This window comes from Bacillus mojavensis (genome assembly GCF_012648005.1).
GTDB lineage: Bacteria > Bacillota > Bacilli > Bacillales > Bacillaceae > Bacillus > Bacillus mojavensis.
In genome coordinates, this window is sequence record NZ_CP051464.1 from 3639488 (window position 1) to 3661989 (window position 22502).

Consider the following 22502-nt stretch of genomic DNA (forward strand, 5'->3'; position numbering starts at 1 on the left):
ATTTATCAAAAGTTAGAAACAAGAGCCCGGGCCGCCGGAAAATGATAAGCCGCAGCTCCCTTGTTCAGTGTATAAATCAGAAATGTCTTCACGGTGGCTGCTCGGAATCACAAAGCGGTCATCATATTTGGCGATCGCAAGCAGCCGATACATGTCTTCAATTTGCTGTGCTGTTAAGCCGACGCTGGAGATCAGTGCCGGGTCGATGGATTTATTCGTCTGGACCGATCTCATATACTGGCGCATGACAGACATTTTCTTTAATGTCGACCGAATATGATCTGTATCACCTGCCGTTAATAGCTGCGCCAAATAGTCAATCGGAATTCTCATTTGGTCAATAGCCGGAAAAATGTCTTCCGCTGTTTGCCGGCTTCCCTCTCCTTCAAAGACATTCATGATCGGGCTCAAAGGTGGAATGTACCAAACCATCGGCAGCGTACGGTACTCAGGATGAAGCGGCAGCGCAATCTTCCATTCGATGATCATCTTATAAATGGGCGATTGCTGTGCAGCCTCTATCCATTCTGTCGGGATGCCCTGTTCTTTTGCTTGTTTAGCAACCTCGGGATCATTCGGATCAAGAAACACTTCTAATTGAGAATGATAGAGATCCTTTTCATTTTCAGCAGATGCCGCTTCCTCCACCTTATCCGCGTCATACAGCATGACGCCCAAATAACGGATTCTCCCCACGCATGTCTCAGAGCAGATGGTCGGCAGTCCCGCCTCCAAACGCGGAAAGCAGAGGGTGCATTTTTCGGCTTTGTTCGTTTGCCAGTTAAAATACACTTTTTTATAAGGGCAGGATGAAACACAGTATCTCCATGAACGGCATGCGTTTTGATCCACGAGTACAATACCGTCTTCCTCCCGTTTGTACATGGCACCGGACGGACAAGAGGACACGCACGCCGGGTTGATGCAATGCTCGCAGATACGCGGAAGATACATCATAAAAACTTCATCGAATTCCGTTTTAATAGACTCCTCCATCTTTTGAACGTTTGGATCTTCAAGCCCCGTAATGTGGCCGCCCGCCAGATCATCCTCCCAGTTCGGCCCCCATTCAATATTCATAAAATCTCCCGTCAGCGACGATTTTGGCCGCGCTACAGGCTGGTGTTTTTTCTGCGGACTGTTAGTCAGCGTTTCATAATCATAGTTCCAAGGCTCGTAGTAATCATCAATGGTTGGCTGATTCGGATTATAGAAAAGATTTGCAAGGCGGTTGGTTTTCGGGCCTGATTTCAGCTCGAGCTTTCCTTTTTTTAAGGTCCAGCCGCCTTTATATTTGTCCTGATCCTCCCATTGCTTCGGGTAGCCGATACCCGGCTTTGTTTCTACATTATTGAAATACATATATTCGGCACCGGAACGGTTTGTCCATGTGTTTTTGCAGGTTACGCTGCACGTGTGGCAGCCGATGCATTTATCTAAGTTCATGACCATTCCGATTTGCGCTTTAATCTTCAAGCCAATCGACCTCCTTCAGCTTGCGGATGACCACATTCAGATCACGCTGATTCCCCGTAGGTCCGTAGTAGTTAAAGCCGTAGCTGAGCTGGGCATAGCCGCCGATCATCTGTGTCGGCTTGACGTGAATTCTTGTCGGACTGTTATGGGTGCCTCCGCGGTTATTGGTCAGTTTTGTGCCGGGCACGTTGATATGGCGGTCTTGGGCATGATGCATAAACGCCATTCCTTTTGGTATCCGGTGAGACAGCACCGCTCTCGCTACGACAACCCCATTTCGGTTAAAGCATTCAATCCAATCGTTGTCTTTGATATCCGCATCCCCCGCATCATCTTTATTCATCCATACTGTAGGCCCGCCACGAAATAGCGTAAGCATCGGCAAGGAATCAAAATACATGCTATGGACAGACCATTTATTATGCGGCGTCAAATAATTGAGGACAATTTCTTTGCCCTCTTGATCAGGCCGCTTGCTTAGAAACGGACGATGCTGGAGGATCGGTTTAAAGGTCGCCATCGTTTCCCCGAATTCCATCATCAGTTCATGATCGACATAGTAGGATTGTCTGCCTGTCAGCGTACGCCAAGGAATCAATTTTTCCACATTTGTCGTAAACGGCGAATACCTGCGCCCTCCTTTTTCAGAACCTGTAAATGCCGGAGATGTGATCACCGTTTTCGGCTGGGCTGTAATTTGTTCAAACGTAAAGCATTCTTCCTCCCGTTCTTCCGCCAGGTCTTTCAGCTCCAGGTTTGTGATGTTTTCAAGCGATTCCCATGCTTTTACGGCAACTTTCCCATTAGAAGTGGACGATAGGGTTAAAATCGCTTCTGCCGCCTGCTTTGCTTCACTTATATTCGGACACCCCTTTGCAACGCTGTCCGAGGTGATTTCTCCCAATCTCTTTTTGAGTGATTCATATTCATCGGCAATCGACCAGCTCATGCCTTTTGTTCCGCTCGGTTTTAAGGCGGCGTTTGGGCCGAGCGCAGTCATTTTATGAAAAATTTGCTTGTAGTCCCTTTCAACGACTTGAATGTTCGGCATCGTTTTCCCCGGGACGGCTTCACATTCGCCTTTGCTCCAGTCATTGATTTTGCCGAACGGCTGGGCCAATTCCTGCATGGTGTCGTGAAGGAGCGGCGTCGCGACTACTTCTTTCACCGGGTCCATATCGACTTCTTCTGCCAGATCAGAAACGGCTTTAGACAGCGCCTTGAAAATATCCCAGTCTGACTTTGATTCCCACGGAGCTGAGATCGCCGGAGCAAAAGGATGAATGAACGGGTGCATATCGGTGCTGCTGAGATCGTGTTTTTCATACCATGTCGCCGCTGGTAGCACGATATCGGAATACAAGGCGGTACCGGCCATTCGGAAATCAAGATTGATTAACAAATCGAGCTTTCCTTCCGGAGCCTGCTCGTGCCATTTGATTTCTTCAGGACGGATGCTGTCGCTGTCGTCATTCATCAAGCCGTTCGTCGTTCCCAAGAGATGCTTGAGAAAATATTCATGCCCTTTTCCCGAACTGGAAATCAGATTCGCTCTCCACACGAACAGGTTTCTCGGAAAATTCGCTTCATTGTCAGGATCTTCAATGGCGAATTTCAGCTTTTTCTCTTGAAGCTGTGAGGCCACGTACGCACCAACGTCTTCAGGTGTTGTTGCCCCCGCTTTTTCAGCTTCTTTGTACAGGTCAATTCCGTTTTTATCAAATGTCGGATAAGACGGAAGCCATCCGAGTCTTGCTGCCAGCACATTGTAATCGGCGTGATGCTTGTAGCGGGATGACCCAGCGATCGGTGATGCCAAGTCACTGACCGGCTGATCCTCGTAGCGCCATTGGTCAGTCGCAAAGTAGAAAAATGAGGTGCCGTTTTGCAGCTTGGGCACGCCCTCCCAGTCCTTTGCATTTGCAATTGTCTGCCAGCCTTCAGCAGGGCGGAGTTTTTCCTGACCCACATAATGAGCCCAGCCTCCGCCGTTAACACCTTGGGCGCCTACTAATAACACAAGATTTAACACAGCGCGGTAGATCGTATCGGAATTGAACCAGTGATTAATACCAGCTCCTACAATAATCATGGAACGGCCCTCTGTATCGATCGCATTTTGGGCAAATTCTCTGGCTATCTTAATGACGGCTTCTTTTTTGATTCCTGTCACATGCTCCTGCCAGGCTGGCGTAAACGGTTCAGGATCGTCATACGAGCAGGCTGATTTCTCCCCGATCCCCCGATTCACACCGTAGTTAGCCAAAATCAAGTCAAACACGGTTGTGACATACACATCTTCATTGTCCATGGCCAGTTTTTTAATCGGCAGGTCTCGCTCAAGCACTCTGTTTCCCTCATTTGAGAAATAAGGGATTCGAACCGTGCCGATTTCGTCCTCTATGCCGAGCACTGAGAGCCGGGGTTCAATCGATTCGCCTGTTTCTTCATCTATCATGTGCAGGTTCCATTTCTTTTGGCCGTCCCAGCGGGAGCCCATTGTTCCTTGCGGGATCGCGAATGCGCTTGTACGTTCATTCCACACCGCAGGCTTCCACTGATCATGCCCCGTCTGCCGCCCGATATCCTTTGCATGAAGAAAACGCCCGGCCGTATAAACGCCATCTTCTTTAGTTAGAGTGACAAAGAACGGGAAATCCGTGTATTGCTTTGCGTACTCTATGAAACGCTCTGTCTTCTGATTAACGTAAAACTCCTGCAGGATCACATGCCCCATCGCCATCGCAAGCGCGCCGTCTGTTCCCTGGCGAATGCTCAGCCAGTCATCCGCAAATGTTGAGGATTCCGCGAAATCCGGGCTGATTGAGATGACTTTTGCCCCTTTATAGCGGGCTTCTGCCAAAAAGTGCGCATCAGGCGTCCTTGTGAGAGGGACATTGGAGCCCCATGTGATGATATAGCCTGAGTTGTACCAATCACTGCTTTCCGGGACGTCTGTCTGGTCGCCCCAGATTTGCGGGGATGCCGGCGGAAGATCCGCATACCAATCATAGAAACTGAGCATAGGGCCGCCAATCAAAGACATAAACCGCGAGCCTGACGCGTGGCTGATCATGGACATGGCCGGAATCGGGGAAAAGCCCACATTCCGGTCAGGCCCGTATTTCATGACTGTATAGAGCAGAGAGGCCGAAATCAGCTTCAGCACCTCCGGCCATTCAGCGCGCACAAAACCGCCTTTTCCCCGCGCCTGTTTAAAGGACTTCGCTTTATCCGGATTTTCAACAATCGATTTCCATGCTTCCAAAGGGTTTTGATGAGCCTGCAATGCTTCACGCCACAAATTGATCAGCACACCGCGCACGTATGGATATTTCACACGGAGCGGGCTGTAGATATACCATGAAAAACTGGCCCCTCGCGGACAGCCTCTCGGTTCGAAATCAGGCATATCCGGGCCGGTTGACGGATAATTCAGGTTTTGCCCTTCCCATGTGACGATGCCGTTTTTCACGTATATATTCCAGCTGCAGGACCCTGTGCAGTTGACGCCGTGGGTGGAGCGGACGACCTTATCGTACTGCCATCTGTTTCTGTATACATTCTCCCAATCACGATCTTCATAGGTTGTTTGACTATGTTTATTTGATTGATGCTCAATAGGAGAGAAATAGTTTAATCTCCTAAACAACGGACTCATTTTCTTTTTTTTCATGAGTATTTCACTCCTTCCGAGTCAGGTATTCTAAATTCACTATATACAGAGGCAGGATATTTCCTTGTGAACTATGTCACACACTCCCCTTTTTTCACAGAAAGTTCACATGAAGAAGAAGGAATGGATAGACTGATCAAAAAACCCGACTCCTTTTAGGAATCGGGTTCAGCATTTTCATCCTGAGATCTATGCAGATAACGCAAAAACAGCTCATAAGAGAAAAAGACATTTTGCTGGAGCATCACCAGAAAATTCATCTGCAGCTTCGGGTAATAGGACATGATTTTTTTTAATATGTAAAAAGGGATATTGAGCATAAGAATGTCTTCGGATGTGCGGACTGAAATGAATGGAGATAAGAACAGCCCGCCTTTTTGATCGACGGGAAACACATCGCCTTTTTCCCACAGCGCAACGGTTTGCGACCCTTCAGGCAGCCTGCTGTCAATAAAACGAATACTGCCTTTTAATACAATATAAATGGATTGAGAATGGAGAAAAGATGGATCCTGATCACATGACCCGCGGATAAACGTCCCGTTATTCAGCAATGTTTCAACGATGGATAGGGGCACTTCATTAAACATAGGAAGTTGTCTCAAAAAAAATAAATAGTCACACTGATTCATAGGGAAGCCTCCTGTGCTAAGGATAGCTTTAGTGTAGCCCGGCCGATCCATAACAGCAGTGATGTATTTCACAGATGATATGATGAATGTCACTTATTGTCGGTATTGTCGCTTTTATAATGAAGCAAGAAAGGAGTGTTTCGATGAAGGCGCTTATTCCGAAGCAGCACGGCGCTTGGGCCATGCTGCTCATTCCATTTTGCCTCGGTATAGTGAAGGGAGGAGCGGTTCTTTGGCATATTCCCCTATTTTTAGGCTGGCTGTTTCTTTATTTGGCTGTTTATCCTGTTACGCTGGCATTAAAAAAGAAACAAATCAACGCCTATCAAAAGTGGATATTTTATTACAGTGTTCCAGCCTGCAGCTTTTTGCTTGCCGCTGTCATCCATAAGCCGTCTTTTATCTGGCTTGCCTTTTCTTTGCTGCCGCTGTTTCTCATTCATGTGTATTATGCCCGGCGAAAAAATGAACGAGCGCTGCTGAATGATTTTGCGGGCGTCTTTTTCTTTTGTGCAGGAGGATTCGCCAGCTGCTGGCTGGGGACGGAAACTCTTGACGGCTGGGCATGGTTTATTTTCGCACAATCTTCTTTGTTTTTTATCGGAAGTTCATTTTATGTAAAGTCGGTGATCCGGGAGAAGAATAATCGAGGATTTGCCTACTGGTCGTGGGGCTATCACCTGCTCCTCCCCTTGCTCTCCGCAGCTTTCGGCGCGGGCTGGGCCGTTCTCGCCTTTATCCCCAGCAGTTTGCGTGCTTGGTTTTTTCACGGAAAGAAGTGGCCAGTTCAAACGATCGGCATTCTTGAAATCGTCAATGCGTGCGTCTTTTTCGCCATCATGTGCATTTGGCTAACAAGATAAAAACAAGGACATATTGCTGTCCTTGTTTCCACTTAATCAATATTGCAAATCTCTAACGGGCAATGTTCGCATTCAATCTCACACCGTAAATAGTCCCGCTGATGCAGTACAATCTTTCCGGATTCCTCTATTGAAATAACCCCTTGTTTGCGGAGATCACCCAGCATGCGGTTGACGCTCTCTCTTGCCGCCGCGCAAAATTTCGCCAAATCCTGGTTTGTCAGGGCAATGTTAATGAGAATGCCGTCACTCCGGTTCACTCCATAGCTGTTTGACAAGCGGATAAGGGTAGAATAGAGTGCCCCTTTTTTGCCATGAAGAAGAAGGTCTCTGATTTTGGATTGAATTTTGCGCAAATGGGTGCTCATCCATTTCATAAATTCAAATGTCAAAGCACCATTGTGGATTAGTTCCTTTTCAAGTCTGCCTTTATTGATGACAAGCACTTCGCCATCCTCCAGCACTTTTGCACTGAGCATATATCTCGGTTCTTCTGTGAAAAGTGTTAATTCACCGACAATATCATTTTTTTGGCAGATTCTAAGTGTCAGGTCTTTGCCGTCAGACGTTAGCTTCCCGATTTCAATGAGTCCTGATTGAATCAGATAAAGCTCTTCTGCATCCATTCCTTCTCGAAACAGGTATGTGTGTTTTTCGATTTTTCTTTTTGTGCTGATGGATTCCAGCAATTGATGAAGATCACTGGAAATAAGATCCTTATCAGATGTTCGAACAGAGAGAAAGTTCATGAGCTCACCTCGAAGAAAAGTCACGTTGTGTATTTATTGTAACGTGAAATCATTTGTGCTTTTCAGAAAAAACTTACAATCTCGTGAATTCCCAGTCGCTGGCGGCCCTTCAGTTTACGCTGTGCCCGCTTCTCTCTGTATGTGTTTTCATTCTTTCCTGCCAATACATCCATATGACAATGACAAAGCTTGCTAACGCGACTTCCGAAAGCGCCATAAATCCGATGGCGTATTGTCCCGTCGCCTGAAATACACTCGCTAGGATCAGCGGAGGGAAAAAACCGCCTAATCCGCCCATGGCAGACACAACTCCGTTGGCAATTCCCGCCTGTTTAGAAAAATAGAAAGGAACCAGTTTAAAAACCGTCCCGTTTCCAATCCCTGAGCACACCGCAACCGTTAACGCCCCAAAGGCATAAATGCCGATCGTCGGCGAAAACGACAGGATCACGCCTGATAATGTCAGGCCGGCAAAGACAAACATCAGGATGCGGAGCGGACTCACTTTATCAGCCAGCCACCCGCCCGCCGGCCTGAGCAGCGTAGATACAGCAATAAAACCTGCCGTCCGCAGCCCGGCATCCGCAGGACTCAGATCAAACTGTTCAACAAGAAAGTTTGGCAGATAGATTGTAAACGCAACAAAAGCGCCAAACGTAATAAAATAAAAGAGACTCAGAAACCACAGCACATGATTTCGGTAAACAGCTTTGATTTGAGTCTTTACGGACACCTTCACTTTCTTCTCATGCCGGTCACCGAAGAAAAAGTGCAGCAAAGCAAATAAAGCCAACAGGACCATATACATTTGCACCGTACTTTTCCACCCCGCCGCTTGTGCAATCACGGGAGCTGCAAATGTAGTGATCGCGGTTCCGATATTCCCGGCGCCGTATATACCGTTTACAACGCCATGTTTTTCTTTAGGATAGTACTTCGGAAGAGATGTAACCCCAATGGAAAAAACGGCTCCCCCAATCCCTAAGAAAAAACCGCCCGCGATTAAATCAAACAGAGAATCTGCAATACTGATCCAAAATACAGGGAATAAAAGCAATATAAAGCTGATCATAAAAATGATCCGCGCGCCAAACCTGTTGGTCAAATATCCCAACGGAATGCGGAGAAGCGATCCTAATATAACGGGTATGGCCGTTACCAAGGAAATTTCGCCTTTGCTCAAATGAATATCTAATGTGATCTGGGAGATAAGTGACGAAATCAGCACCCAAACCATAAACCCTGCCACCAAGCTCAATGACTGCAGCGATAATTGAAAGTGTTGACGGTTAATCATTCGGCTTGCCCCTTTCACTGATTCAATAATCAGCCTTATTATACAAAAACTCGGCGAATAAGTTTGTGAACTATATCACACGATTCTGTAACAAAAAAAGGACAAAGCCCTCTGGCTTTGTCCTTTCAGCATGATTACATTTTTTCAGGAGCCGATACGCCGATTAATTGAAGCGCGTTGTTCAGCGTGATTTGCGTTGCTTTCATTAAAGCTAAGCGCGCACGGCTTTTCTCTTCGTTTTCAGGGTCGATGACTTTCTCCGCATTATAGAAGCTGTGCAGAGCTGAAGCCAAGTCATAAATATAATTCGTCACACGGTGCGGAATTCGTTTTTCCGCCGCTTCCGCCACTGCCTCTGGGAAGCCGCCGATTGTTTTCAGCAGATCATATTCTTTTTCTGATTGAATAGGGCTGAAATCTAGATCAGCCGCCGGTGTGAGTCCTTGTTCTTCCCCTTGGCGAAGCATGCTGCAAATGCGGGCATGTGCGTATTGCGCATAATACACAGGGTTTTCGTTAGATGTTGATACAGCAAGATCCAAGTCAAAATCCATATGCGTGTCAGCGCTGCGCATCGCGAAGAAATAACGCACGGCATCCAAGCCGACTTCGTCAATCAGGTCGCGCATCGTTACCGCTTTCCCCGTCCGTTTGCTCATTTTCATTTTCTCGCCGTTTTTGTAAAGGTGCACGAGCTGAATGATTTCTACTTCCAACGTTCCTTTTTCATAGCCAAGCGCTTCGATTGCCGCTTTCATACGCGGGATGTAGCCGTGGTGATCGGCGCCCCATACGTTGACCAGCTTATCAAAGCCGCGGTCAAGCTTGTCCTTATGGTACGCGATATCAGGAAGCAGGTATGTGTATGTGCCGTCCTTTTTGATCAGTACGCGGTCTTTGTCATCACCGAAGGTTGTGGAACGGAACCAAGTCGCACCGTCTTCCTCATAGACATGGCCTTTCTCACGCAGCGCGTCCAGCGCTTTATCGATTTTTCCGTTTTGGTACAGTGATGTTTCAGAATACCACACGTCAAACGGCACGCGGAAGTTTTCCAAGTCTACGCGAAGCTTTTCCAGCTCGTATTTCAAACCATATTCTCGGAAAAATGCGAGGCGTTCGCTTTCTTCTTCGTTGACGAAACGGTCGCCGTATTCCTCAGCGAGACGCTTTCCGATTGAAATGATATCCTCGCCGCGATAGCCGTCCTCCGGCATCGGTTTTTCCAATCCGAGCGCTTCAAAGTAACGGACTTCCACAGAAAGCGCCAGGTTGTTAATCTGGTTTCCGGCATCGTTAATGTAATATTCGCGGCTCACATCATAACCCGCTTTTGCAAGCACATTGCACAAGGAATCGCCGACAGCCGCACCGCGCGCGTGGCCTAAGTGAAGGTCGCCCGTCGGATTTGCAGATACGAATTCCACTTGAACGCGTTCACCGTTTCCGATGTTTGTTTCTCCATACGCGTCTCCCGCTTCCAGTACAGATGGGATCAGCTTCGTTAAATATTGATTGTCCATATAGAAATTGATAAAACCAGGACCAGCGATATCAAGCTTTTCAATAGAAGCCTTTCCTTTATCAAAAGAAGTGACAATCTCCTCAGCGATTTGGCGCGGCGCTTTTTTTGCGATTCTCGCCAGCTGCATCGCCATATTTGTTGAATAATCGCCGTGTGTTTTATCCTTCGGTGTTTCTAAAACGACGTTAGGAATCTGGCTTTCTTCAGCCAGTCCCGCTTTCAGAACGGCTGCTTTAATTTCCTCTTTCAGCACGTCCTTCATTTGTTCCGCAATGTTCATGCGTGAGTTCCTCCCTCATACGTAATCGTCATATTATGTAAATGCTGCTGCTCGTCTCCGACATGCATATCATATGCGATACTGATACGGCCTTTTTCTTCGCCGAGATCAGATTGAATTGATTTTGTGCTCGTTTTCAGCTCAAGCTCACCAAATGACATTTTATATTTGGCGATTGTGGAAGCTCCAGTTACAAAACGCTGGTTCATTTTGACAGCGCCTGATCTCATGACAAGCACTTCGCCTTCGCTTACTTTCACAATCGTTTTCACTTTGCCTAAGTCGTGTTCTTCATAATAAGATAGATACACTTTATTCTGTTTCACATAGTAAAATCCGGTGGTGCGGAATTCGATCACTTCTTCGTTTCCGTCATCCTCGACTACAGATTTCACATGGATTGTTATCGGTGTCTCTTGCTTCATTCTGACACGTCCTTTTCATCTTTCCACTTTGACTTGAATAGTATAATCATTCGGTTTGTAAACTTCAACTGCTTCTATCTTACCATCATTGCTCATCAGATTTGAAGATAAACCTCAGAAAAAGCAATTCCTTTATAGAAGAGAAAATCATACCACTAATTACCTTGAGGAAATATTACATTTTTCCGAATTCTACCGTTTACAATTCACATTTTCTTCAAAATATATGTATTGAATTGGTAATTTGATAGTTTTAATATAAAAGTACATCAAAGATCTGCTAGAAAAACAAAAAAAGGGAGGATTCAATTATGAAAAAAGCTGTCATTGTAGAAAACAAAGGTTGTGCAACATGCTCAATCGGAGCCGCTTGTTTAGTGGACGGCCCTATCCCTGATTTTGAAATTGCCGGTGCAACAGGTCTATTCGGTCTCTGGGGATAAGGTTCTCCGGAAAAGGGCATAGTAATTTACTATGCCCTTTTTAACTAAAATACAAAATTTAACTAAAATCTACATCTTGGTTATACATACACAATGATTTTTACATTTGAATCATATGTATAGGGGATGGTATTTTGTTTATAGAGCAGATGTTTCCATTTATTAATGAAAGTGTAAGAGTCCACCAGTTGCCTGAGGGCGGTGTGCTGGAAATTGACTACTTGCGTGATAACGTCTCGATCTCTGATTTTGAATACTTAGATCTCAACAAAACGGCTTACGAGCTTTGTATGCTGATGGACGGTAAAAAAACGGCTGAACAGATTTTAGAAGAGCAATGCGCAAAGTATGATGAGTCGCCGGAAGACCATAAGGACTGGTACTATGACATGCTCAGCATGCTTTTGAACAAGCAGGTCATTCAGCTTGAAAACCGGGCACGCTTTCACAAAATCGCCACCAGCGGAAGCAATGAATTTCCAATGCCGCTGCATGCCACCTTTGAGCTGACACACCGCTGCAATTTAAAGTGCGCTCACTGCTATTTAGAAAGCTCGCCGGAAGCGCTCGGCACCGTATCCATTGATCAATTTAAGAAAACAGCTGATATGCTGTATGACAACGGCGTTTTAACGTGTGAAATCACAGGCGGCGAAATTTTCGTTCATCCGAACGCCAATGAGATTCTTGAATATGTGTTAAAGAAATTCAAAAAGGTCGCCGTCTTAACCAACGGAACGCTGATGCGAAAAGAAAGCCTGGAGATGTTAAAAGCCTATAAGCAAAAAATCATCGTCGGCATATCACTGGATAGCGTACAGTCCGACGTGCATGATTCATTTAGAGGGAGAAAAGGCTCTTTTGCCCAAACCTGTAAAACGATAAAATTGTTGAGTGATCATGGTATTTTTGTCAGAGTCGCCATGTCGGTTTTCGAAAAAAACATGTGGGAAATCCACGACATGGCCCAAAAGGTGCGCGATCTCGGTGCGAAAGCGTTCTCTTACAATTGGGTTGATGATTTCGGAAGAGGCAGAGATATTGTCCATCCGACGAAAGATGCCGAACAGCACCGCAAATTTATGGAGTATGAGCAAAATGTCATTGATGAATTTAAAGATTTGATCCCGATCATTCCGTATGAAAGAAAACGCGCGGCGAACTGCGGCGCCGGCTGGAAATCGATTGTGATCAGCCCGTTCGGAGAAGTACGCCCGTGCGCGCTCTTCCCGAAGGAATTTTCATTGGGAAATATATTTCATGATTCATATGAAAGCATCTTTGACTCCCCTCTTGTCCATAAACTGTGGAAAGCGCAGGCGCCGCGGTTCAGCGAGCATTGCATGAAAGACAAATGCCCGTTCAGCGGCTATTGCGGAGGCTGTTACTTAAAAGGGCTGAACTCCAACAAATACCACAGAAAAAACATCTGCTCCTGGGCCAAAAATGAACAATTAGAAGATGTGGTCCAGCTTATTTAGGAGGGAAACAATTTGTCACCAGCACAAAGAAAAATTCTACTGTATATCCTTTCAATTATTTTTGTCATCGGCGCGGTCGTCTACTTCGTAAAAAGCGATTATGTGTTTACGCTGATTTCTATCGCCATCGCCATTATTTTCGGTATGCGCGCGCGGAAGGCTGACTCGCGATGAGCATTTTGGATATACACGATGTATCCGTATGGTACGAGCAAGACAACGTTATCTTAGAAAACGTAGATTTACATTTAGAAAAAGGCGCCGTTTACGGACTGCTCGGGGTAAACGGCGCCGGAAAAACAACGCTGATCAATACGCTGACTGGGGTTAACCGCAATTTCAGCGGACACTTTACGCTGTGCGGCATTGAAGCGAATGCCGGCATGCCGCAGAAAACATCAGATGAGCTGAAGATCCGCCGCTACTTCGCTGCAGATTATCCACTTCTTTTTACAGAAATTACGGCGAAGGACTATGTTTCTTTCGTTCATTCCCTGTATCAGAAAGATTTCTCAGAGCAGCAGTTTAACAGTTTGGCAGAGGAATTTCACTTTTCCCAATACACAAACCGGAGAATTTCCGAGCTGTCCCTCGGCAACAGGCAAAAGGTTGTGTTGATGACTGGGCTATTGCTCGGGGCTCCCCTGTTTATTTTGGATGAGCCGCTTGTCGGCTTGGATGTGGAGTCAATAGAGGTCTTCTATCAGAAAATGAAAGAGTATTGCAAGGCAGGCGGAACGATTTTGTTTTCTTCCCATCTGCTCGATGTGGTGCAGAGATTTTGTGATTATGCGGCCATCCTTCATCACAAACAGATCCGGAAGGTCATTCCGATTGGAGAGGAGACTGATCTTCGGCGTGAATTTTTTGGGGTGATCGGCCATGAATAACCTGTTTTCAATTCTGTCATTGCTGTTCAAGCAGCTTTACGGCCGCCAAGGAAAAAAAGACGCCATTCGTATCACCGCAGGGCTTGCCGTTCTGGCCTTGTTTGAAATCGGGCTGATTCGCCAGGCAGGCATTGATGAATCAACTTTAGGAAAAACATACATCACACTCGCGCTTCTGTTTATGAATGCGTACATGGTATTTCTCTCTGTTACATCCCAATGGAAGGAATCCTACATGAAGCTGAGCTGTCTGTTGCCGATCTCTTCCCGGAGCTTCTGGCTCGCTCAGAGTGTGGTTTTGTTTGTTGATACTTGCTTGAGAAGGACGCTCTTCTTTTTCATCTTACCGCTGTTCTTATTCGGAAACGGAACGCTGTCAAGAGCACAAACCCTGTATTGGCTCGGCAGATTTTCGTTTTTTACTGTCTATTCAATTATTTTCGGCGTTCTGTTAAGCAATCTTTTTGTGAAAAAAAGGAGAACGACACTCCTGCTGCATGCGGCGGTATTCACCTGCGTGTGCTTCAGTGCGGCTTTGATGCCTGCCGTGACGATCCCGCTATGTACGATTCACATGCTCTGGGCTATTGCGATTGACTTCCCTTCATTTTTGCAGGCGCCTCAGCAGCAGAGCAAGATGCATTCTTTTATGCGGACATCAGAATTTTCGTTTTATAAAAGAGAATGGAACCGGTTTATTTCCTCTAAAGCGATGCTGTTAAATTATATTGTGATGGGGGCATTCAGCGGCTTCTTTTCGTTTCAGATGATGAACACCGGCATTGCCGATCAGCATGTCGTCTATATCGTGATTAGCGCTCTCCTGCTGATCTGCTCACCGATTGCTTTATTGTATTCTCTTGAAAAAAATGACCGGATGCTGCTGATCACGCTTCCGATTAAACGCAGAACGATGCTTTGGGCGAAATATCGCTTTTATTCCGGTTTATTGGCCGGCGGGTTTATTTTGATTGCCATGATAATGGGCTTGATCAGCGGCCGGCCGATTTCACTTTTGACTTTTTTGCAGTGTATGGAATTGCTGCTGGCGGGGGCTTATATTCGGTTAATTTCAGATGAAAAAAAGCCGTCCTTCAGCTGGCAAACGGAGCAGCAGCTCTGGAGCGGTTTCTCTAAATACCGTTCCTATGTATTTTGTATTCCTCTTTTTTTAGCAACTTTAACAGGCACTGTTATTTCCTTGGCAGTCATTCCGATTGCCGGGCTGATCATTGTCTATTTACTGCAAAAACAGGATGGTGGTTTCTTTGATACAAGCGGAAAAAGAGAACGGCTTGGAAGTTAACCTGCTGACGACTGATCAATTTTCAACCATCTCGATCGCCGCGAGCTTTCTGAAGCCGATCGAAAGCGCGGCGGAACCTGAGGAGGAAGCAATCTATTTTTACGGCGCGGCTGCACACCAGAAGCAAAATATCATCGACACCTTCGGCTATGCCGCCGGCCGCCGCTTCATGTATTCAGCAAATCTCTTTTTTGACCAGCAGCTGAAAACGTACGGGACACGCATGATTCACCCGTTATATGGTGAGGGGTTTCAAACAGATACCGTTCTGAACACTTTTGTTGACATGTCCTCTTTTCCGGTTTCTCTTTCTGCCAGCGCAGCGGAAAAGGCAAAAGCCGAACTGCTGCTGAAAATGGAAAAGAAATTCGCTGACCCGTTCTCCTATTCAGCAGCCCGTCTGGCGGAAGAAGCCTTTGGAAACCCGATGTATGGCACTGCTATGTTTGGCCGAAAAGAAAAGCTAATAGCTGTGCATCCTAAACGTTTTCTGGATGCGTCGGAATTTATCGCTGATTTATTTTCTCAGCAGAAACAGCTGAACATATTAGGAAATATACAGTCATGTGATGTTCAGGGACATGCCTCAAAGGCGTCCGCCGTGTCTGCTGTAAGAAAACCTGTGAATCAGCATATTTTTGAAACAGAGACACGCAGTACAGCGGGACCGTCCGTTATGACACTTGGCTTTGACTGCGGAGACATGAAAGATGTCCGCGATTATTTAGCCATCCAGCTGATAGACGGATTGCTCGGCAAGTACGGCCATTCCGCTTTATTTCGGCATTTTCGCGAAAAAGATTTGGCTGTTTACCATGTAATCACCCGCTATGACATCATGAGCAATATGCTGCTTGTTTCCGTATGCACCGACCAGATTTATGAAAACGAGATTCCTCCAAGAATATTGGAAGCTGTATCAGGTTTTCACGCGGATGGACCTGAATTAAACAAGGCAAAACAATTTTTAATCAATGAAATCCTGCTGCAATTTGATTCTCCTGAAGGGCTCTTAGCCTATATGGGAATCCTGCGCCGTTTCTCTTGCAAAAAAGAAGACTTGCTGGACAGCATCTCAGCGGTCACTTGCCTTGATTTGCTGCAATTCATTAAGAAACTTACATATATCGGAGCTCATGTAGTAAGGGGATGAGAGATATGGAAAAGGAAGCCTTTTTTCAACAGCTGGATGAACGAACCGATATCAGATACGCAGAAAACGGAATGAAAATATTTAGGTTACAATTTCCCCGCGCTCATTTAAGACTGTGCAATGTCAAAACTGGCTTTGGAAGCCGGGATGTCCGCTTACAATCAGAAACCGGCGACAGGCTGCTGCCATATGGCACAGCGCACTTTTTAGAACACCTCCTCTTTTGGCATAACGGCCGGAATCTGTATAGTGATTTTTTTGAACACGGAGCACTGTTGAATGCATTCACTACTTACACTGATACAAATTTCATGTTTACCTCATTGCCGGATCGGCTTAGACAAACCATTCCAATCCTGCTTGACGCTTTATGGAACCACTCGTTTGATGAGCAGATCATTGCTCAGGAAAAAGCCGTGATTACAAGTGAAATAGAAACGGCGCTTCTTAACCACCAGCTTCATTACCATTATCAGCTAATCCAGATGCTGTCTCCTGCCTCACCAGCCGCAGTCTTCCCCGCGGGCAGAAAAAAAGACATTGAGGCTCTAACGGTCTGTGATCTGCAGGAAGCCTATGCGGCCGCCTACCAGCCCCATCAGATGACGCTATTTCTGATCGGCGGCACAGAAGATGCGGAAACTCTTTTGCCTTCTCAGCTCAGGCTGGAAAATCGCTCTGGCAGCCGCTCTGACAGAAAAATCATTCCTGCATGCCCTCCCCTCTCACAAAAAGTCGTAAAGGGTGATGAGGAGCAGCCGGAAGACACTTGGACCGGAATACAAATCGGGGCGCTCCCAGGGGAAAACGGACTTTTAACATTGAAGCTGTACTGGGACATTGCCTCTCGCATCCTGTTCCACATGGATTCGCCGTTTTTTCAAGAGATCCGGCAATCGTACCGCTTGAATATCCAAAGCCTATCAGCGGATGTTCACTTATCAGAGGATGGCGGCTTTTTGATCCTTCACAGTAAAGGGGCACATTCTTCCGCATACATTGATGTAGCATCTTACTATATCACGCAGCAGAAAAACCGTACCGAAGCCTGGCTTGAATACGGCAAGGATTCTTTAGTCAACGCGATCATCTATGACAGTGATTACGTGCGTAAATGCTTTGAATGGGCGGCAGAGTGTGAACAGTATGATTGCTCGTTTCTCGGCCTTTACCGCACCATTCAGCAGATGAATTCTCATGATTTCTTGGCTCTCATTGAAGCAATGGTTTCTTCTAACAAAGCAGTCATTCATGTGCCTCAGAAAGAAGTGATGACACAATGAAAAAAAGCACTGTCTTTACTTTATTATTGCTGCTTGCGGCCATGGCGGCTTATTCCTTCGGCTGGTTTCACTCAGGCGCCGAAGCCGCAGGCCGATATGTACAGCTGATTAAAAATGACGCTGCCCGCCTTGGACTGTTGGCTTGTGCCGCTTCCGTACTAATGCTGCCCGCCTTTCTCTATCTTCACTACGTGACGCAATCTGTCAAAAACATGACAGCAGCTTTTCAGAAACTCACACAGTCTCATCAAAGCTGCTGTGACTTTCAGCATCGCAAGCTGTGCAGCCGTTATGCCGGCGATGTAAAATTGCTGCGCGACAGCTATAGGGGCATCCGACAATCATATGTGATGGCTGCTGTATTATATCAGGTCATCGTTTTCGGCTGCATGTTCGAAATCGTTAAAGTCGTTCCCTTCAGCTTTCACACGCCCGCTGCCGTTACAATGGGGCTAGCGGTGTTACTAATTTTGTACTTATTGTTTTATATGCGAACGTACTTGCTGCAGCTTTTTCAGCATGGCAGCCTGTTCAGAAAAGTGCTTGTGGGTGTGCTGACAGGAGCCGGGATATGGTGGATGTTCAGTTTTACTATAAGTGAACTGCTGTTTCTGATCATCTTAGCTGCCATCCAGCAGATCGGGTCTTTTATTTATAAACGATTCTCTTATCGCAGTTTCGCTTCTCTCGACCTGTGAAGTAAGCTACATCGCAATCGCAGACGGACCGGCGCCAACCGGAATGACCGTTACGGCTGTATAATCACTTGTGCGATACACGGTCACTGTGTTGTCGCCGGGCTGTGCCGCGTAAATGTATTGATTGTGGGGTGTGACTGTTAAATCAAAGGCATTAGGAAATGATACGTTTGCAATGATACTTTGTGTAGCGGTATCAACGACATGTAAATTGTCAATGAGAAACGGTTCACTATAAGTCTCTAAAAAGTAAGCTCTAGTGCTATCCGCAGAAAATACAATCGTCCTCAGGGTGTCAAATAGGCGGTCAAAGTCGCCTCCCCTGCTTAATGGTGACAAACTGATTTCTGTTACATTTTTCGGCCACAGTTCATTATTCATCACGTAAGCAAAATTACCAGCGTAAGGGGTTTGAATTAAGCTTGGATATTCAAATGTATTAATGATACTTGCTACCAACTGGCCTGTATTCACATCATATTGATCAACCGACCATCCACTCGTATTGGCGATATAGACAAACTGTCCATTTGGATCTAGGGCAAAATCTGAGGCACCAGGTACTGGGAAGACATTAATCACCGTTTGGAAAGCCATGTTAATTATATAAATAGAGCCAGCGGCCATCACATACGCGAACTCGTCTGTTGGATCAAATTCTATCTTTCTAGGCCCTCCTCCAACAGTAATGGTATTTATAATCGTTAGTGTGTTGTTATCAATTACTGAGACAAGGTTGGTATTTCCATGAAGGACGTACGTGTATGCTTTATCAAAAGTAACGCCTAAATTAGTCGGGACAGCAGAAAATGGAATCGTTTTTACAACAGTGTTTAATTCTGCATCAATAACTGAAACCGTGCTGTCTCCAGTATTGGCAGTAAACACGTAAGAACGTTTCTCCTGCTCCGGCACTAGAATGATTGTTCCCGTTACGGTCAGTGGATTTCCGTAAAAAGGTGGAACAATCACTATATTTTCTACTGTGACTTGGCTCAGATCCGGACAGTCCTCTGCCTGTCCGGAATAATAAACAATTTGATCAATTTCCGCTGTATGAACCTCTGAGATTGCTGCCTCTCCCTGTCCATATTCATTTCGTACGGGTTCAACACTAACCAATAATTCAATCGTACCTTGAAGGCGAATGCCATAAACAACCCCTGCCTCGGTTATACAAGGTTCACTGATACATGCAAGATTATCAGTATTCCACGTCACGTTCCCAACTGCCTCAGCCGGATCAACAGTAAAACCTAGCGGCACTTCAATAGGAACTTGAAATGGTGCTTCACGGCTATCTTCTTCATCACAAAAACAGAAACAATTTTCCTGTAAAGCAGAAAGGTCATTCTTTTTCATGATTTCACATCCCTTTTAGAAAGGCACAATATACAATTGGTTAAATCGCAATGTCACTCGGTGAAACGCCAAGCGATATGACAGTTTCCACAGAATAGTCATCCGTGTTGTAAACAATGATGCTTTGCTCTATAAAACGAGTTGCATACAGAAATTCGCCATTCGGGGTAAACGCAAAATCTCTTGCCGATTGCGGAAGATTTCCTATTACGCCTGCACCACTTGGACTGACGGAATATAGATTGTGAGTGAAACCATCAAACAAATACAATCCTGAACCGCTCTTAAACATTTGATACTCACCCTCATACTCCAGCTCTTGGGTGCTACTGATCGTAAACGTATCTAAATCAATAATCGTCAAATAATTTAAGAAGTGATCTTGTTCTAATACATAGGCATACCGCTCCGGCGGCTTTGTTTCTATAGAATTGACAATAAGCTCTCGTTCAATCGTTCCTGTAACGTCACCGGTAGATAAATCCACTTTTTGCACTAAACCAAAATCAAGAACATAGGCGAACAACCCATTAGGATCAATTGCAATATCATACCCTTCAACAGGAATAGACCTTTCTACAGTTGAAGTTTCTATTCTGATCACATAAATGGCATTACCGGCGAGAACATAAGCGAAATCGTGCTCAGGCCCAAATTTAATTGTTTCAGGCGGCTGATTTAGCAGTATGGATGCAGTAACAGTCAATGTGTCATAATCGATGACAGAAATCATATTATTGTTAAAATGCAAGACAAACACAGAGCTTTTATCCGGGGTCATCTCAATACCTGTCGGCTCGTACGGAAGAGCAATCGTTGTCACCACGGTATGAGTATTGGTATCAATCACAGAAACCGACTGATCATCTGGGTTCGCTGTGAACGCATAAACAGGCTCCGGTCCCGGTACAAGCACAATCGTTCCTGTCACCGATAAAGGACTGCCGTAAAATGGCGGGACGACAACAAGGTTCTCGATCGTAATGTCACTGACATCCGGACAATCATCCGGTTCATCAGAATAATAGACAACTTGATCGATCTCTACATTGTGAATGACAGAAATAGCCCCCTCCCCTTGTCCATATTGATTTCGCACAGGTGAGACACTGACAAGAAGCGTGACGGTTCCCTGCAGGCGGACTGCAAATTGAACACCGACCTCATCAGGCTCAGGCCCCGTTTGAATTAAACAGCGTTCACTGACACAAGAAAGGCTGTCTGCATTCCACGTGACATTCGCTACCGCTTCAGCCGGATCAACAACAAACCCCTCGGGCACTTCTATCGGCGCTTGAAACATGGCTTCACGGCTGACTTCTTCCTCACAAAAACACAAACAATCTTGTGTAGCTTCTGCTTTTTCTTTAAAGGAAAGCTGGTTCTTCCTCATTTCATCACTTCCTTTTCAGCATACACTGCTCACGCAGATACAACAGAATATGGAAAGTGAATGTGTTTGCTTGTACAAACAGCCGAGGGTAAAAGCTGTTTTTGAAGAAATTCCGGCCACCATGCGGTGTAACGAAAAAAAAATTGCGGTTTTTTTGCGCTTTTGATCTGAATGAAAATGATAAAATATGACATATATAGAATGGTGAAGGGAGGGATTTTCAAAGGTGACAAGTGTCATATCTTCTTCTTCCGTGGGAGAAAAGATTAATGAATGGTACATGTACATACGCCGATTCAGCATACCGGATGCGGAATACTTACGAAGAGAAATCAAACAAGAGCTGGCTCAAATAGAAGAAGACCAGGATCTTCATTTGTATTATTCACTGATGGAATTCCGGCACAATCTGATGCTTGAGTATCTTGAACCGTTAGAAAAAATGCGGATAGAGGAACAGCCGCGACTGTCCGATTTGCTGCTTGAAATTGATAAAAAACAGGCTCGTTTAACCGGACTGCTTGAATACTACTTTAATTTCTTCAGAGGTATGTACGAACTGGACCGACGGGAATATATATTAGCCATTCAATTTTTTAAAAAAGCAGAGAGCAAACTGAATTTTGTTAAAGATAAAATTGATAAAGCTGAATTCTTTTTCAAAATGTCAGAAGTGTATTACTATATGAAGCAAACTTATGTGTCCATGGACTATGCACGTCAAGCCTTTGAAATATACAATGAACAAACTACATATGATATCAGAATGATTCAATGCCAGTCCCTGTTTGGAGCTAACTTTTTGGACCTGAAACAGTATGATAAAGCAATTGCTCATTTCCAAAAAGCTTATACACTTGCTGAAGCAGAACAGCAGCCGCAGCTAATGGGAAGAACGCTTTATAATATTGCACTTTGCAAGCAAAACCAACACAGCCTTGAATCAGCGATAGAGTATGTAAAAAAATCTATTCATGTTTTTGAAGAATCGAAAATGCTACCTTCACTGCCACAAGCCTTTTTCCTAATTACACAAATTTATTTTAAATTAGGTAAGATTGATAACGCTTGTGAATATCATAAAAAAGGAAGAGAATATTCAATAGCTGCAGAAGACACTGTGTACTTAATGGAGTTTGAATTTTTGGAATCTTTATACTTGTCTGGACCTGATGAAGAAGCAATAGAAAAATGTTTTGTTTTCCTTGAAAGTAAAATGATGTATGCTGATATTGAAGACTTTGCACTCGATGTTGCTAAGTATTATCATCAGAAGGAAAATTACAAAAAAGCATCTACTTATTTTTTAAAGGTTGAAGAAGCAAGACAGCACATTCAAGGGGGGGTGAATTTATATGAAATGGAAGTATAAATTATTACTCGCTTGTTTAGCTGTGAGTGCTGTATTTGTCACAGTAGAAGTATCAAATTCATCTACAGAACATTTTGATGTTGCACAACGTGCTATGATCTAAGACCGCCTTTATCGGCGGTTTTTTTGTCCCCTCTTTCCAGTCTCCCCATGCATGCTGTCTTGACCCTTGAATAAGATGTTTGCAAAGCACGGGAA

At 45.1% G+C, this 22502-nt stretch carries 20 protein-coding genes and 1 pseudogene; 12 read left to right on the top strand and 9 right to left on the bottom strand.

Annotated elements, in window-relative coordinates; genetic code table 11:
* Nucleotides 1-12: 12 nt before the first annotated feature.
* The 3 genes from narH to HC660_RS18940 form a co-directional block, all read right to left on the bottom strand.
* Entirely contained in the window at nucleotides 13-1476 is a 1464-nt protein-coding gene (gene narH, locus HC660_RS18930; RefSeq protein ID WP_168748995.1) for a nitrate reductase subunit beta, read from the bottom strand.
* A complete protein-coding gene (locus HC660_RS18935; RefSeq protein ID WP_168748996.1) occupies nucleotides 1466-5152 on the bottom strand; it encodes a nitrate reductase subunit alpha in 3687 nt (1228 codons plus the stop codon). Before HC660_RS18935 ends, narH begins: the two co-directional genes overlap by 11 nt.
* A 155-nt stretch (nucleotides 5153-5307) precedes the next feature.
* Complete coding sequence (locus HC660_RS18940; protein WP_168748997.1) at nucleotides 5308-5784, bottom strand: cyclic nucleotide-binding domain-containing protein; 477 nt, start codon at nucleotides 5782-5784, stop codon at nucleotides 5308-5310.
* Between the two features lie 143 nt (nucleotides 5785-5927).
* On the opposite strand from HC660_RS18940, the gene HC660_RS18945 reads away from it, so the two are divergent.
* Entirely contained in the window at nucleotides 5928-6647 is a 720-nt protein-coding gene (locus HC660_RS18945) for a YwiC-like family protein (RefSeq protein WP_168748998.1), read from the top strand.
* Nucleotides 6648-6679: 32 nt separating this feature from the next.
* Here the strand turns inward: HC660_RS18945 and HC660_RS18950 are convergent, their stop codons facing one another.
* The 4 genes from HC660_RS18950 to HC660_RS18965 form a co-directional block, all read right to left on the bottom strand.
* Nucleotides 6680-7396: a fumarate/nitrate reduction transcriptional regulator Fnr gene (locus HC660_RS18950; RefSeq protein ID WP_010332274.1), complete on the bottom strand. Its 717-nt coding sequence runs from the start codon at nucleotides 7394-7396 to the stop codon at nucleotides 6680-6682.
* A 109-nt stretch (nucleotides 7397-7505) separates the two neighbouring features.
* Complete coding sequence (locus HC660_RS18955) at nucleotides 7506-8693, bottom strand: nitrate/nitrite transporter (RefSeq protein ID WP_010332275.1); 1188 nt, start codon at nucleotides 8691-8693, stop codon at nucleotides 7506-7508.
* Between the two features lie 134 nt (nucleotides 8694-8827).
* The gene (gene argS, locus HC660_RS18960) at nucleotides 8828-10498 is read right to left on the bottom strand and encodes an arginine--tRNA ligase (RefSeq protein ID WP_168748999.1); all 1671 of its coding nucleotides are present in this window, start codon (nucleotides 10496-10498) and stop codon (nucleotides 8828-8830) included.
* Nucleotides 10495-10923, bottom strand: coding sequence for a YwiB family protein (locus HC660_RS18965; RefSeq protein WP_010332277.1), 429 nt, complete (start codon nucleotides 10921-10923; stop codon nucleotides 10495-10497). The genes argS and HC660_RS18965 overlap by 4 nt, the downstream gene beginning before the upstream one ends.
* 311 nt (nucleotides 10924-11234) lie before the next feature.
* Here HC660_RS18965 and sboA point away from each other — a divergent pair, with 311 nt between their 5' ends.
* The 9 genes and pseudogenes from sboA to HC660_RS19005 all read left to right on the top strand — a co-directional run bounded on the left by sboA (nucleotide 11235) and on the right by HC660_RS19005 (nucleotide 18177).
* Entirely contained in the window at nucleotides 11235-11366 is a 132-nt protein-coding gene (gene sboA / locus HC660_RS18970; protein WP_003222002.1) for a subtilosin A, read from the top strand.
* Nucleotides 11323-11463, top strand: a pseudogene (locus HC660_RS21400) (bacteriocin-like protein SboX). The gene sboA and the pseudogene HC660_RS21400 overlap by 44 nt, the downstream one beginning before the upstream one ends.
* 37 nt (nucleotides 11464-11500) lie before the next feature.
* Nucleotides 11501-12847, top strand: coding sequence for a subtilosin maturase AlbA (gene albA, locus HC660_RS18975; RefSeq protein WP_168749000.1), 1347 nt, complete (start codon nucleotides 11501-11503; stop codon nucleotides 12845-12847).
* A 12-nt stretch (nucleotides 12848-12859) separates the two neighbouring features.
* Nucleotides 12860-13021: an antilisterial bacteriocin subtilosin biosynthesis protein AlbB gene (gene albB, locus HC660_RS18980; RefSeq protein ID WP_010332279.1), complete on the top strand. Its 162-nt coding sequence runs from the start codon at nucleotides 12860-12862 to the stop codon at nucleotides 13019-13021.
* A complete protein-coding gene (locus HC660_RS18985; RefSeq protein ID WP_168749001.1) occupies nucleotides 13018-13737 on the top strand; it encodes an ATP-binding cassette domain-containing protein in 720 nt (239 codons plus the stop codon). Before albB ends, HC660_RS18985 begins: the two co-directional genes overlap by 4 nt.
* Entirely contained in the window at nucleotides 13730-15043 is a 1314-nt protein-coding gene (locus HC660_RS18990; RefSeq protein WP_168749002.1) for a bacteriocin biosynthesis protein AlbD, read from the top strand. The genes HC660_RS18985 and HC660_RS18990 overlap by 8 nt, the downstream gene beginning before the upstream one ends.
* A complete protein-coding gene (locus HC660_RS18995; protein WP_168749521.1) occupies nucleotides 15033-16196 on the top strand; it encodes an insulinase family protein in 1164 nt (387 codons plus the stop codon). The genes HC660_RS18990 and HC660_RS18995 overlap by 11 nt, the downstream gene beginning before the upstream one ends.
* A 5-nt stretch (nucleotides 16197-16201) precedes the next feature.
* Nucleotides 16202-17479 carry a M16 family metallopeptidase gene (locus HC660_RS19000; protein WP_168749003.1) on the top strand — a complete coding sequence of 426 codons (1278 nt, stop codon included), beginning with the start codon at nucleotides 16202-16204 and terminating at the stop codon, nucleotides 17477-17479.
* Nucleotides 17476-18177 (top strand): bacteriocin biosynthesis protein AlbG, encoded by a 702-nt coding sequence (locus HC660_RS19005; RefSeq protein WP_168749004.1) that lies wholly within the window; start codon nucleotides 17476-17478, stop codon nucleotides 18175-18177. The genes HC660_RS19000 and HC660_RS19005 overlap by 4 nt, the downstream gene beginning before the upstream one ends.
* A gap of 6 nt (nucleotides 18178-18183) precedes the next feature.
* On the opposite strand, the gene HC660_RS19010 is transcribed toward HC660_RS19005, so the two are convergent.
* Complete coding sequence (locus HC660_RS19010) at nucleotides 18184-19539, bottom strand: YncE family protein (protein WP_168749005.1); 1356 nt, start codon at nucleotides 19537-19539, stop codon at nucleotides 18184-18186.
* Nucleotides 19540-19579: 40 nt separating this feature from the next.
* Nucleotides 19580-20932 (bottom strand): YncE family protein, encoded by a 1353-nt coding sequence (locus tag HC660_RS19015; protein WP_168749006.1) that lies wholly within the window; start codon nucleotides 20930-20932, stop codon nucleotides 19580-19582.
* A 226-nt stretch (nucleotides 20933-21158) separates the two neighbouring features.
* Here HC660_RS19015 and HC660_RS19020 point away from each other — a divergent pair, with 226 nt between their 5' ends.
* Together HC660_RS19020 and HC660_RS19025 are read left to right on the top strand one after the other, a co-directional pair.
* The gene (locus HC660_RS19020) at nucleotides 21159-22304 is read left to right on the top strand and encodes a response regulator aspartate phosphatase (protein ID WP_168749007.1); all 1146 of its coding nucleotides are present in this window, start codon (nucleotides 21159-21161) and stop codon (nucleotides 22302-22304) included.
* Nucleotides 22288-22407: a PhrC/PhrF family phosphatase-inhibitory pheromone gene (locus HC660_RS19025; RefSeq protein WP_024123223.1), complete on the top strand. Its 120-nt coding sequence runs from the start codon at nucleotides 22288-22290 to the stop codon at nucleotides 22405-22407. The genes HC660_RS19020 and HC660_RS19025 overlap by 17 nt, the downstream gene beginning before the upstream one ends.
* Nucleotides 22408-22502: the final 95 nt, after the last annotated feature.